This is a genomic window from Streptomyces sp. NRRL S-31 (genome assembly GCF_000718775.1).
Lineage (GTDB): Bacteria > Actinomycetota > Actinomycetes > Streptomycetales > Streptomycetaceae > Streptomyces.
The window spans coordinates 24,582-37,463 of record NZ_JOCB01000077.1; the positions used below are offsets into that span (position 1 = coordinate 24,582).

General features: G+C 73.7%; 7 protein-coding genes and 1 pseudogene. 2 read left to right on the top strand and 6 right to left on the bottom strand.

Features of this window, described 5'->3' with window-relative positions:
* The 4 genes and pseudogenes from IF37_RS41255 to IF37_RS39745 all read right to left on the bottom strand — a co-directional run bounded on the left by IF37_RS41255 (position 1) and on the right by IF37_RS39745 (position 4,038).
* On the bottom strand, positions 1 to 858 hold the full coding sequence (locus IF37_RS41255; RefSeq protein WP_063886416.1) for a hemerythrin domain-containing protein: 858 nt from the start codon (positions 856 to 858) through the stop codon (positions 1 to 3).
* A gap of 143 nt (positions 859 to 1,001) precedes the next feature.
* Positions 1,002 to 2,024 carry an NrfD/PsrC family molybdoenzyme membrane anchor subunit gene (gene nrfD, locus IF37_RS0127085; protein WP_030747862.1) on the bottom strand — a complete coding sequence of 341 codons (1,023 nt, stop codon included), beginning with the start codon at positions 2,022 to 2,024 and terminating at the stop codon, positions 1,002 to 1,004.
* Positions 2,021 to 3,037, bottom strand: coding sequence for a 4Fe-4S dicluster domain-containing protein (locus IF37_RS0127090; RefSeq protein WP_030747863.1), 1,017 nt, complete (start codon positions 3,035 to 3,037; stop codon positions 2,021 to 2,023). The genes nrfD and IF37_RS0127090 overlap by 4 nt, the downstream gene beginning before the upstream one ends.
* A gap of 15 nt (positions 3,038 to 3,052) precedes the next feature.
* A pseudogene (locus tag IF37_RS39745) lies at positions 3,053 to 4,038 on the bottom strand (ubiquinol-cytochrome c reductase cytochrome subunit B).
* A gap of 950 nt (positions 4,039 to 4,988) precedes the next feature.
* Here IF37_RS39745 and IF37_RS0127100 point away from each other — a divergent pair.
* Together IF37_RS0127100 and IF37_RS0127105 are read left to right on the top strand one after the other, a co-directional pair.
* Positions 4,989 to 9,251: a HAMP domain-containing protein gene (locus IF37_RS0127100; protein WP_030747864.1), complete on the top strand. Its 4,263-nt coding sequence runs from the start codon at positions 4,989 to 4,991 to the stop codon at positions 9,249 to 9,251.
* Positions 9,252 to 9,363: 112 nt separating this feature from the next.
* Positions 9,364 to 11,712: a SpoIIE family protein phosphatase gene (locus IF37_RS0127105; RefSeq protein WP_253915862.1), complete on the top strand. Its 2,349-nt coding sequence runs from the start codon at positions 9,364 to 9,366 to the stop codon at positions 11,710 to 11,712.
* Between the two features lie 66 nt (positions 11,713 to 11,778).
* Here IF37_RS0127105 and IF37_RS0127110 read toward each other — a convergent pair whose 3' ends face one another.
* Positions 11,779 to 12,219, bottom strand: coding sequence for an ATP-binding protein (locus tag IF37_RS0127110; RefSeq protein ID WP_030747867.1), 441 nt, complete (start codon positions 12,217 to 12,219; stop codon positions 11,779 to 11,781).
* 267 nt (positions 12,220 to 12,486) lie between these two features.
* Entirely contained in the window at positions 12,487 to 12,660 is a 174-nt protein-coding gene (locus IF37_RS42565; protein WP_079165898.1) for a CsbD family protein, read from the bottom strand.
* Positions 12,661 to 12,882: the final 222 nt, after the last annotated feature.

The window sequence follows — 12,882 nt, forward strand, 5'->3', positions numbered from 1 at the left end:
TCACTCCTCCCGTTCGGTTCCCCGGCGGTCCGCGGGGCGTGCGCCCCTCGCGTCCGGCGCACGGTCCGGCGCGGTCGTCCAGGCCCGGGCCACCTTCGCGCCGAGCCGTTCCCGTTCCTCCTCGGACAGAGTCTTCCGCAACCGGGCGAAGACGGCATCTTCGAACGCGACGTGCCGACGCAGCTCCTCCGTGAGCCGCTGGGCCAGGTGGTCGGACTCCTCGGTGTCCGGGGCCGTGCGCTCCAGCCGGGCCAGCGTGCGGGCGGCCCCGCTCTCCTGCTCAAGGGCCTGGTCCGCGAGCCGGTCGCCGTCTTCCAGAGCGTTTCGCACGGCCGGCCACAGATGCTGCCGCTCGGCCGGTTCATGGCTCGCCAGCGCCTCGGCGATCAGGCCTACCAGCGTCTCCCGGCGGGCCGCCCGGGCCGCGGAACCGCCCTTCGTCCCGCCCGGGACCGCGTTCAGCTGTTTGACCAGGGAGGTGACCCGGTCGTGGTCGCGGGTCAGCAGGCCGGTCAGCTCGCGGACGTCCTCCGGCGCGCGGTCGCCCTCGGGGCGGACGTCCCGCGCTTCGGCGGCCCGGCGCAGCGGCCCGTCCCGGCCGGCCCGTTCGCGCAGCCACACGCGGACGTGCTCCCGGCCCGCGGGGCTCCGGGCCGGCGGGTTCGACAGGTGCTGGGTGGAGCCCTCGCGCATCCCCGGGCGGCGCCGCTCCTCGGCGGTCAGCGCGCCCCCGCCGTCGGCCGGCAGACCGGTCGCGATCAGGAACGCCTGTCCCGCGGGCACGCCCAGCCGCCGCCCGGCCTCCGCGTAGTCGAGCCCCGCGTCGAGCAGCCGCAGCACCTCGCTCCTGCTGGGCATCCGGCCCCGCCTCCTTCGCGCCGCCGCAGGCCGACCGGAGTACCCCCGCCTCCGCCGGTCAAACCGCCGCCGCGCCGCTGCGGTGTGTCTGCGGGCGGAGCGGACGAGGTCCCGGCGGTCGTCCGGCTGCTGCGGCGCGGAGATCAATCGGTCCGGCGGCGCGTCAGACGCTCCCGCTGCGGCAGGATCGTGTACTTGGGGTCCTCCGCGGAGGCCACACCGGCGTGGAAGACCCCGAACCGCAGGGCCGCCGAGCCGGCCAGGAGGGCCGCCCCCGCCGCCACGGCCGGACGCCGGTCCCGGAACCGGCCGGAGAGCGCCGCCAGCGCCGCCCCGCCCGCCGTCAGCGCCTCCGAGGCGCGCAGCAGCCGATGGGCCCGGCCCTGTTCGAAGGGCTCGGCGACCAGGCCCATGCGCCGCTTCATGACCTGGAAGGCGCCCAGTTCGAGCGCCGTCCCGAGCACCGCCAGCCGGCGGGCGGGCCCGGCCTGCGCGGTGGGCGCCGCGACCAGCGCGAGCCCGGAGGCGGCGGTGGCCGCGGACCCCGCGAAGACGTACGGCAGCTGCCGGTAGCCGTCGTGCCAGGACGGCACCGCCGTGTCCGAGAGCAGCACGGCCGTGTACGTGGCGACGGCCGGGCCGAGGACGGCGGCGCCCGCCGTGGCGGCCGAGCCCGCCCTCCGTAGACGGCCCGTCACGTCGGTGGCCGCCGCGGTCAGGGCCAGCGGCGCGTAACCGCTCAGCAGCCACGAGCCCACGCTCATCGGCGAGGTCGGCTTGAACACCCGCAGCATGTGGAGGAAACGCCCGGGCCGCCCCAGGTCGTGCACGAGCGCCGCCAGCGACAGCGAGACGGCCCCGGCCGCCCCCAGCTTCGCCGGCCGGCCCAGCCCCGGCCGCCCGGTCGCCCCGGCCCCGGCCGCCAGCAGCGAGGACGCGCCGGCCAGACCGCCCAGGTACAGGTACCCGGCGATGTCCAGGGGCTTCCACGTCGGCTTGTTCAGGACGGGTCTGCCGTAGTACGAGGAGAACGTGGCCTCGGGCACCATCGGCTGCTCGCCCCGTCCGCGGCGGCGCCGGCGGCGCCCGGCGTGCGCACCCGTCACCGCGTCCCGGTCGGAGCGCGCGCGGCGGACGCCGTCCCGGGTGACGTCGGACCCGCTCATCGCGTCCTCCTGGCGAAACTCCCGAGGGCGAGGGCTGCCAGCGAGACGGCGGCCAGCGCGGCGTGCCGCCACATGTCGGGCAGGTCCCGGGTGGTGACCACCGGGTCCGGCGGCAGGCCGTAGACCTCCGGCTCGTCCAGCAGCAGGAAGAACGCGCCGTCGCCGCCGACCCCGTCGTCCGGGCTCTCGCCGTACAGGCGCGCGTCGTCCACGCCGGCCGCGTGCAGCTGGGCGACCCTCGTCCGGGCCCGCTCCCGCAGCTCGTCCAGCGGGCCGAACTGGATGGAGTCCGTCGGGCAGGACTTGGCGCACGCGGGCTCCATGCCCACGCCCAGCCGGTCGTAGCAGAGCGTGCACTTCCACACCCGGCCGTCGTCCCGGCGCTGGTCGATCACGCCGTACGGGCAGGCCGGCACGCAGTAGCCGCAGCCGTTGCAGATGTCCTCCTGGACCACGACCGTGCCGAACTCCGTGCGGAACAGCGAACCGGTGGGGCACACGTCCAGGCACGCCGCGTGCGTGCAGTGCTTGCACACGTCGGAGGCCATGAGCCAGCGCAGCTCGGTGCGGCCGTCGGGCGAGACGGGGGAGATCTCCCCGGCGGGGGCGCCCGGGGGAGCCCCGCCCGGCGGGGGAGCGGTGGCACCCGGGCCGGGGGACGCGGCGTCCGTGCCGAGCCGCGAGGCGGCGGCGAACACGTCGACGTCGTCGTGCGCGACCCCGGGCTCCTGCCCGCCGAACGGCTTGCGCTGCTCGATGAAGGCCACGTGCCGCCAGGTGTCGGCGCCGAGGCCCTGGGTGTTGTCGTAGGACATGCCGGTCAGCACGAGGCCGTCCTCGGGGATCGCGTTCCACTCCTTGCAGGCCACCTCGCACGCCTTGCAGCCGATGCACACGGAGGTGTCGGTGAAGAAACCCATCCGCGGCGGCGCGTCCGGATAGCCGGCCGCGCCGGCGACGTCCGGCTGCGGCCCGTACAGCAGGTTCCCGTGGCGCTCAGCACCCTCGCTCATGCCGTACCTCCTCGCTCATGACTCGTCCGTCCCCTCGGGTACCTCGCCGGGCGCGGCCCGCACGGCCTCCACCCGCCGTTTCTCCCGGTCCGTGGCCGGCATCTCCACGCGATCGCCCAAGTACCGGCGGCTGAGGGCGTTGCGCGGCCGGTGCCGGCGGAACCAGCGCCATGCCTCCGTGCCCTCGGCGCGCGGCCGGGGCGTGTCGCGGACGAGGACGCGGTACGCCCGCTCGCGGGAGAGCAGCGTGTGCGCCTCCTCGTACCCCCCCGTTCGCCGTGCGCTATACCACCCCGGTGGTCTCCCCGTCCAGCAGCCGGCGGCGATCGGCCGCCTGGAGGCCGAGGCACCCCCGTCTGGTGGCGTGGTACGTCAGGAACGGCACCACGAACAGCGCCGTGCGCAGTGTCCGCGTCAGCAGGTTCACGTCCAGGCTGAACCGGTGGGCGAGCACGTCCTGGCCGCCCGCCAGCAGCAGCACGCCGTACGCCGAGACCGCCGCCGCCCCCAGCGCGGTGCGGGTGGGCCGGTCGCGCGGCCGGTCGCACAGGTGCCGTTCGGGCCGCGGCCCGGTGAGCCACCGCTCCAGGAACGGACAGCCGTACAGGACGGCGAAGAGCGCGGCGGGCAGCACGGCGCCCGGCAGCGGCACGTCCCAGGCGATCGTGTGGCCGGCGACGTCGGTCTCCCAGCCCGGCATCAGCCGCAGGGCGCCCTCCGGATAGCCCACGTACCAGTCGGGCTGGGCGTCCAGGGAGACGTGGTCCGTCCGGTACGGCCCGAAGGTCCTCACCGGGCCGCCGGAACGCCCCGGTGAGGAGGATCCGCAGCAGGTGCGCTCCGATCGCGGCGACGAACACCAGCGCCGCCCAGTGGTGGACCTGCCGCATCAAGAGCCCGCCGCGTACGTCGAAGCCGATGTGCAGCACCGACGCGTACGCCGCGGTGGTGATCGTGCCCCGCGGCGGCAGGTACGGGCCGGTGTACGGCCGTTCGGTCATGCCGGGGTGGAAGAGGAAGGTCAGGAAGACGCCGGTCAGCACCAGCAGGCTGTACAGCGCCACGCCCGGCAGGAACGACCAGTGGTCCGGGAACGCCTTGCGCAGGAACTCCTTGCCGGCCGAGGCCACCGGCGACCGCTGGTCCAGCGCCGTGCCCCACCGCTCGCCGCGCCCCTTGCCCCGGGCCGGCCGCCGCTCCCGTGAGACCGCCACTGCGCGCTCGCCTTCCACCCGGTGCCGGGTCCGTCACTCTCGGTGCTCCCTCGAGCCTGGCACGACTCCCCGCACTCCGCCCGCCAGGAACGGCCCGGCGGACGGCACGCCGGAACTGATCACCGTCCGCCGCCGTCCGGACCGGCTGGCCGGGCCGCACCTGCTGGTCTTCTGCGTCTTCGGCAACGGCGATCCGAACCGGCTCACCTGGCAGCGTCCGGGTCGCCGCCGGCGACCCGCTGATCCCGCCCTCCGCCGAGGTCCCCGCCCTGCCGTACGCCGAGTGGGCGGGCCTGGCCGGGCTGCCCGCCGTCCGCTGCGACCGGCCCCGGCACGTCGCCTCCGTCTGGGCCGACGTGCCGGCCGGGCGCGGACCGGTGCTGCCGGAATTCGTGGTGGACGGCGAAATCCCGCCGGACTGGGCGGTCGGCGTGGGCGCGGCCGACGGCGCCGGGACCTCCCGCCCGGCCGCCCTTCCGCGCCCTTGGCCAAACTCGTGCGGGTACCCGGCTGACGCGCCCTCACACCTGCCGGAACGCGGGAATTCCAAGGTCCGCGGAGAGCGACCGGTCGCTTTGTCCGGGCCCGCGAAAGTGGGTTAACCTGCGGCGTATTTTTCTCATCATGCAAATCCGTGAACTGCGGAAATGCACACACCAACGGCCGGGTGGCAGTCCGCTCCCGGACGCGGTTCCGAGCCCGGCGAAGGGCTCTTGGGGAGTGGATCGAGGGTGCGCATGGCCGGCAAGGCTACCGGGGCGACCGAGGCTGTCCCGGGTGACCACGAACTGAGAAGACTGCTCGCGGGACTCACCGCGGTGCGGGACGGGGATTTCGGCACCCGGCTGCCGGACGACTCCACCGGACTCATGGGCGACATCGCCACCGTCTTCAACGGCATGGTCGACCAGTTGTCCGTGTTCACCTCCGAGGTCACCCGGGTGGCCCGCGAGGTGGGCACGGAGGGCACCCTCGGCGGACAGGCGCAGGTGCCGGGGGTCTCCGGCACCTGGGCCGACCTGACCGACTCGGTCAACGCGATGGCGGGCAACCTCACCACCCAGGTCCGCGACATCGCGCAGGTCGCCACCGCCGTGGCCAAGGGCGACCTGTCGCAGAAGATCGACGTGCCCGCGCGCGGCGAGATCCTCCAGCTGAAGGAAACCGTCAACACGATGGTGGACCAGCTGTCCGCGTTCGCCGACGAGGTCACCCGGGTCGCGCGGGAGGTCGGTACCGAGGGCCGGCTGGGGGGTCAGGCGCAGGTGCCCGGGGTCGCCGGTGTCTGGCGGGACCTGACGGACTCGGTGAACTTCATGGCCGGGAACCTGACGGCCCAGGTGCGCAACGTCGCCCAGGTGACGACCGCGGTGGCGCAGGGTGATCTGTCGCAGAAGATCACGGTGGACGCGCGCGGCGAGATCCTGGAGCTGAAGAGCACCATCAACACGATGGTCGATCAGCTGTCCGCGTTCGCCGACGAGGTCACCCGGGTGGCCCGCGAGGTGGGCACCGAGGGCCGGCTCGGCGGGCAGGCGGACGTCAAGGGTGTCAAGGGCACCTGGCGGGACCTGACGGACTCGGTGAACTTCATGGCCGGGAACCTGACGGCCCAGGTGCGCAACGTCGCCCAGGTGGCCACCGCGGTGGCGCAGGGTGATCTGTCGCAGAAGATCACGGTGGACGCGCGCGGCGAGATCCTGGAGCTGAAGAACACCATCAACACGATGGTGGACCAGCTCTCCGCGTTCGCCGACGAGGTCACCCGGGTGGCCCGCGAGGTGGGCACCGAGGGCCGGCTCGGCGGGCAGGCGCAGGTCCGCGGGGTCGCAGGCACCTGGAAGGACCTCACCGACAACGTCAACGTGATGGCCTCCAACCTCACCGGCCAGGTCCGCTCCATCGCCCAGGTGGCCACCGCCGTCGCCAAGGGCGACCTCTCGCAGAAGATCACCGTCGAGGCCAAGGGCGAGGTCGCCGCCCTCGCCGACGTCATCAACACCATGGTCGACACCCTGTCCGCGTTCGCCGACGAGGTCACCCGGGTGGCCCGCGAGGTGGGCACCGAGGGCCGGCTCGGCGGCCAGGCGCACGTACCCAACGTGGCCGGCACCTGGAAGGACCTCACCGACAACGTCAACTCCATGGCCAACAACCTCACCGGCCAGGTCCGCAACATCGCGCTGGTGACGACGGCCGTGGCCAAGGGCGACCTGTCGAAGAAGATCGACGTCGACGCCCGCGGCGAGATCCTTGAACTGAAGACGACCATCAACACGATGGTCGACCAGCTCTCCGCCTTCGCCGACGAGGTCACCCGGGTCGCCCGCGAGGTCGGCACCGAGGGACGGCTCGGCGGCCAGGCCGAGGTCGAGGGCGTCTCCGGCACCTGGAAGCGGCTCACCGAGAACGTCAACGAACTCGCCGGGAACCTCACCCGGCAGGTCCGCGCCATCGCCGACGTCGCCAGCGCCGTCGCCGAGGGCGACCTGACCCGGTCCATCACCGTCGACGCCTCCGGCGAGGTCGCCGACCTCAAGGACAACATCAACTCCATGGTGGAGTCCCTGCGCGAGACCACGCTGGCCAACCAGGAACAGGACTGGCTCAAGACCAACCTGGCCCGGATCTCCGGCCTGATGCAGGGCCACCGCGACCTGCCCGTCGTCGCCGAGCTCATCATGGACGAGCTGGTGCCGCAGGTGTCCGCCCAGTACGGCGCCTTCTACCTCGCCGACGAGGCCGACAAGGGGCCCGAACTGCGGCTCGTCGGCTCCTACGGCCGGCCCGAGGAGGACACCCGGCCCGTCCGCATCCCGTTCGGCCGCTCCCTGGTCGGACAGGCCGCGCGCAGCCGCCGCACCATCGCCGTGGAGCAGCTTCCGGCCGGATACGTCACCATCTCCTCCGGGCTCGGACGGATCGAACCGACCGCGCTGCTGCTGCTCCCCATCGTCTTCGAGGAGCAGGTCCTCGGCGTCATCGAGCTGGCCTCCGTCACCCCGTTCACCCCCGTCCAGCGGGACTTCCTCCAGCAGCTGGTGGACACCATCGGGGTCAACGTCAACACCATCGTCGCCAACGCGCGCACCGACGAACTGCTTCAGGAGTCGCAGCGGCTGACCAGCGAACTCCAGTCCCGCTCCGCCGAGTTGCAGGCCCGCCAGGAGGAACTCCAGCAGTCCAACGCGGAACTGGAGGAGAAGGCGTCGCTGCTGGCCGACCAGAACCGGGACATCGAGGCGAAGAACCTCCAGATCGAACAGGCCCGGCAGGAACTGGAGGCGCGGGCCCAGCAGCTCTCGCTCGCCTCCAAGTACAAGTCCGAGTTCCTCGCCAACATGAGCCACGAGCTGCGCACGCCGCTCAACAGCCTGCTCATCCTCGCCCAGTTGCTCGCGCAGAACCCCTCCCGCAACCTCACCCCGAAGCAGGTCGAGTACGCGGGCATCATCCACTCGGCCGGCTCCGACCTGCTCCAGCTGATCAACGACATCCTGGACCTGTCCAAGGTCGAGGCCGGCAAGATGGACGTGACGCCGGAACGGGTGCCGCTGCGGCAGCTGATCGAGTACGTCGAGGCCACCTTCCGGCCCATGACCTCGCAGAAGAGCCTGGAGTTCACCGTCGCCACGGCGCCCGGCGCCCCCGCCGACCTGCTCACCGACGACTCCCGGCTCCGCCAGATCCTGCGCAACCTGCTCTCCAACGCGGTGAAGTTCACCGAGCAGGGCGGCGTCGAGCTGCGGGTGGAGCCCGCCGCCGACGACGACGTGCCCGCGGGTGTCGTGCGCGGCGGAGCGATCGTCGCGTTCCGGGTGAAGGACACCGGCATCGGCATCCCCGAGCAGCAACTGGAGACCATCTTCGGCGCGTTCCAGCAGGCGGACGGCACCACGAGCCGCAAGTACGGCGGTACCGGGCTCGGCCTGTCCATCACCCGGGAGATCGCCCACCTGCTCGGCGGCGCCGTCACCGTGGACAGCACTCCCGGCAAGGGCAGCACCTTCACCCTCTACCTGCCCGTCGCCCGGCCGGACTTCGAGGACCACGTGCGCGGGGGCCGCCCCGCCCCGAAGGCCGAACAGGACCGGACGCAGGGCCTGCCCGGGCACGGCCTGCCACAGGAACTGCCCCCGGCCACCGCCCGGCGGGAGCGCCCGCGCCGCCTGCTCGTCGTGGAGGAACGCCCGCGCGGGCTGCTGACCCTGGTCGCCGAGAGCGTGGTCCGGGACCTGGACCACGCGCGCGCCGACGGCGGCGGCACCCCCGTCGACATCATCACCGCGGTCGGCGCCCAGGAGGCGGCCGGCGCCCTGGCCGCCGAACCCTGCCACTGCGTGGTCGTGGAACTCGGCATGCCCGACGGGGAGTCGGCGCGCTTCCTCCAGGCCCTGCGCGGCGACTCGGCGCTGACCAGCGTCCCGGTCCTGGTGCACGCCTCGCAGCGCACCGAGCCGCTCACCGAGGACACCGCGGGCGGTTCACTGGAGTACCTGTACAGCCTGGACGAGCTGCGCGAGCGGATCGCGCTGCACCTGTCGGCCGAGGAGCCCGGCGAGGTGCTCACCCTGGTCCGCGGGGACGAACTCCCGCGCACCGCGCCCCATCCGATCGACGAGGAGACCCGCGGCCGTACCGTCCTCGTCGTCGACGACGACGCCCGGAACCTGTTCGCGCTCAGCGGCATCCTCGAACTGCACGGCTTCCGCGTCCTGCACGCCGAGAACGGCCGCAAGGGCATCGAGACGCTGATGAACAACCCGGACGTCGAACTCGTCCTGATGGACGTGATGATGCCCGAGATGGACGGCTACACGGCCACGGCAGAGATCCGCAAGATGCCCCGGTACGCCGGCCTGCCGGTCATCGCCGTGACCGCCAAGGCCATGCAGGGCGACCGGGAGAAGAGCATCGCGTCCGGGGCCAGCGACTACGTCACGAAACCGGTGGACACCCATGACCTCATCTCCTGTGTCCGACGCTGGCTCCCCGCGTGAGCTCGGCACGGCCCGTCCGACCGTCCTCGGCCCCAGGAGCGCGGACCCGGTGAACACCCATGAAGCGGACGCGCCGGCCGGCGCGTCCGCCCCACCGCCCGCCGCGGACGCGGTGGTGCCGCAGGCGTCCCCCACCTCCTCGGTGGGCCGGCTCGCGGCCACCGTGGAGCGGCTGCGCCGGGAGGTGCGGGCCGCGCAGGCCGAGGCGGAGGGCCGGGCACTGGTCGAGCTGGCCAAGGGCATCCTGGTCGAACGCCTCGGCTGCGGCCCCGCCCAGGCCGCCCGCCAGCTCGCCGAGCTGACCGAGCAGGCCCAGCTGACACCGCTGGAGTTCGCGGTGGACGTCATCAACCAGGCGGCCCGGGACCGGGTTGCGGAGGTCACCGAGGCGTTCCTGTCCGTGGCCGCGGACCCGGCCGGGCCGGTCGCGGAGTCCGCCGCCGTGCGGCTGCGCGCCGCCGAGAGCGGCGTCCTCGCCGCGCACGACGCCCAGGCGATGGCCGACTCGCTGCTCGACCACGCGCTGCGCCCGCTGGGCGCGGTCGCCGTGGCCATCTGGTCGGCCGGCCCGGACGGCTCGCTGACCCTCGCGGGCAGCGCCGGTTTCCCGCCGGGCGAGGCGGCCCGCTGGCGCTACGTCCCGCCCGACGTGGTGACGGTGGCCCGGCGCGGCCTGACCGAACCCGACGGGCAGTGGCTGCCCTCGCTCGCCGAGTCCGGGCTGCCCACCATCGGCCGGCGCGAGTACGCCGACGGCGCCCGGATCGCCGTACCGTCCGGGACGGGCGGCCGCATCCACGGCGTGCTGGAGATCGCCTGGCCCAAACCGGAGGGCCCGCTGCCGCGCCCGGTCGTCCGGCAGGTGGAGGCCCTCGCCGAGCTGTGCGCGCACACCCTGGAGACCTCCGCGCCGCCCTCCGGCGCCGACCCGGAACCCGCGCTCCTGCCCGACGTGGTCGAACTGATGGACCTGGCCGACGGACTGCACGACCCGGCCCTGGTGCTCGTGCCGCACCTGGACGACGCCGGACGGCTGGTCGACTTCCGCATCCAGCACGTCAACAGCCGCTTCCTCGACCCCGCGGGCCGGCCGCGGGCCGTCGTGGGCGGCGCCCTGCTGCTGGAGGCGTACCCGATGGCAGCGGGCGGCAGCGAGCTGTTCCAGCGCGTGGAACGGGTGTACGCCACCGGCGAGCCGTTCCGGGCCAGCCGGATGCGGCTGACCGCCCTGGTCGACCAGGTGCCGCTGTCCGCCGTCGCCGACATCAGCATCAGCCGGCACGGCACGAGCGTGCTGCTGATCTGGCGCATCGAGGACGAGGCGGCCCGGCTGGCCAGTCTGCTCCAGCACGCCCAGCGGCTCGGCCGGATCGGCGGCTTCGAGGAGAACCTGCTCACCGGCGAGATCACCTGGAACGGCCAGCTGTTCGGCCTCTACGGCCGCCCCGCCACCAGCCCCCCGGTCGCCCTCCAGGACCTGCCGGCGCACGCCCACCCCGACGACGCCGTCGTCCTCGGCCGCTTCCTGCGCACCCTGGTGCACCACCGCAGGCCCGCCTCCGCCGCGTTCCGGCTGCTGCGCCCGGACGGGGTGACCCGGCACATCCGAGTGGTCGCCGAGCCCGTCCTCGACACCGACGACCAGCTGTTCGGCGTGCGCGGCGCCTACCAGGACATCTCCGCCCAGCACTGGACCGAGGTCGCGCTCGCCGCCACCCGCGACCAACTGGCGCACACCGAGCAGCAGGCACTGGAGCGCAACCGGCTGGCCCTCCAGCTCCAGCACGCCATCATGCCCCCGGCGCAGGCCCCGCTGCGGGTGCCCGGCCTCCAGGTGGCGGTGCGCTACCGGCCGGCCGAGACCGAGAACCTGGTCGGCGGCGACTGGTACGACGCCGTCGTACTCCCCTCCGGGCTGGTGCTGCTGTGCGTCGGGGACGTCGCCGGACACGGCATCGAGGCCGCGACCAGCATGGTCGTCCTGCGCAACGCGCTGCGCGGACTCGCGGTGACCGGAGCCGGCCCGGCCCAGCTGCTGTCCTGGCTGAACATCGTCGCCCACCACCTGACCGGCGCCGTCACCGCGACCGCCGTGTGCGGCCTGTACGACGGCGAGCGGCGCATCCTGCGCTGGGCGCGGGCGGGCCACCTGCCGCCGGTGCTGGTGCGGGAGTCGGACGCCGACGCGCTGCCCCCGGTGAAGGGGCTGCTGCTGGGCGCCGTGCCGGAGGCGCGATACGAGGAGACGGAGGTGCAACTGGCCGCGGGCGACACCCTGCTGATGTACACCGACGGTCTGATCGAGCGCCGCGACCGGTCGGTGGAGGAGTCGCTCACCCATCTGCTGGACACGGCACGGGCGGCGTCCGGCACCCTGGACAAGCAACTGGACCGGCTGCTCACCTACAGCAGGTCGGACACCGACGACGACACCTGCATCGTGGGCATCAGGGTCGGCTGAGCGCCCCGGCCCGACGGCCCGGCCGGCGGCTTCGCCGCCGTCCGCCGGGCCGGCCGCCCGCCCGCCTCACGAGGCGAGCGGCACGGTCGCGGTGACCCGTTTGCCGTGGGACAGCCGGGTCACCTCCAGTTCGCCGGCGAGCACCGCCACGAGGTGCAGGCCGTGACCGCCGACCCGCCGGGGGTCGGCGGGCCGCCGCCGCGGCGGGTCCGCCGAGGTGTCGGTGACGGTGATGCGCAGCGCGTCCGCGCCGGGCGGCAGCTCCAGGCGCAGCGCGCACGGGCCGGGCGCGTGCTTGGCCGTGTTGGTGACGAGTTCGCTCACGACGAGCTGGGCATCCTGCACCGGGCGCCGCCCGGGGGCCGGCCGCACCCGGGCGAGCAGGGCGGCGACGGCGTCTCTCGCCTCGGCGATGCCGGATACGCCGGTGTCCCAGGTGCGGCTGTAGCGCAGGGGTCCCGGATGGTGGTCCTGCGTCGTCGCGTGGGTCCTGAGCGGGATGTCCATACCTCGTTGCCCTTTTCCTCCGGGGTCAGGGTCCCTTCCTGTGCACAGGGGGGTCATGCCGTCCCTGCCCGGCTACCCGCTGGACCGCCGGTCAAGGGGACGTCCGGGCGGAATCCTCCGGATGCGCACGACCTCCTGCCGGGGGAGGGGGCCGGACGCCGGTGCCGGCCGGGCGGACACCGGGACGCGGCGCACACGGAACGGGCCCGGGAAATCCACGCAAGCGGATTTCCCGGGCCCGTGCACGCAGCCGAATCGGCACCGGCCTCAGTGCTTGAAGGTGTCCTTGGCCTTCTCCTTGGCCTCCCGGGCGTCGCCGCGCGCACCCTCCATCCGGCCCTCCGCCTCCATGCGCTCGTTGCCGACGGTGCGGCCGGCGGCCTCCTTGGCCTTGCCCTTGACCTGCTCCTTCTTGGCCTTCGCCTTCTGGTTGCCGGCCATCGCGTGTCACATCCCAACGTAGACGCGTTCAGTGGTCGACCTTCGGATAGCCATTCCGGCGCCGCCCAAACCAGAATTCCGTATCGGACCGCGTCGAAGAACGAGCCGGAACTGATCACGGAATTCCCGGAAAGCCGCCGCAGCCGGTGCGGATGCGAATATGCCGACCTTGCCTCCGCCCGCCAACCCGCCGATGCCGCTGCTTGCGTTCCGCCGGTGCCG

Bases quoted from the DNA above. Each gene is read 5' to 3' on its own strand.
- nrfD (WP_030747862.1), bottom strand. From the start codon at position 2,024: ATGAGCGGGTCCGACGTCACCCGGGACGGCGTCCGCCGCGCGCGCTCC.
- IF37_RS0127110 (WP_030747867.1), bottom strand. From the start codon at position 12,219: ATGGACATCCCGCTCAGGACCCACGCGACGACGCAGGACCACCATCCG.
- IF37_RS0127100 (WP_030747864.1), top strand. From the start codon at position 4,989: ATGGCCGGCAAGGCTACCGGGGCGACCGAGGCTGTCCCGGGTGACCAC.
- IF37_RS0127090 (WP_030747863.1), bottom strand. From the start codon at position 3,037: ATGAGCGAGGGTGCTGAGCGCCACGGGAACCTGCTGTACGGGCCGCAG.
- IF37_RS42565 (WP_079165898.1), bottom strand. From the start codon at position 12,660: ATGGCCGGCAACCAGAAGGCGAAGGCCAAGAAGGAGCAGGTCAAGGGC.
- IF37_RS41255 (WP_063886416.1), bottom strand. From the start codon at position 858: ATGCCCAGCAGGAGCGAGGTGCTGCGGCTGCTCGACGCGGGGCTCGAC.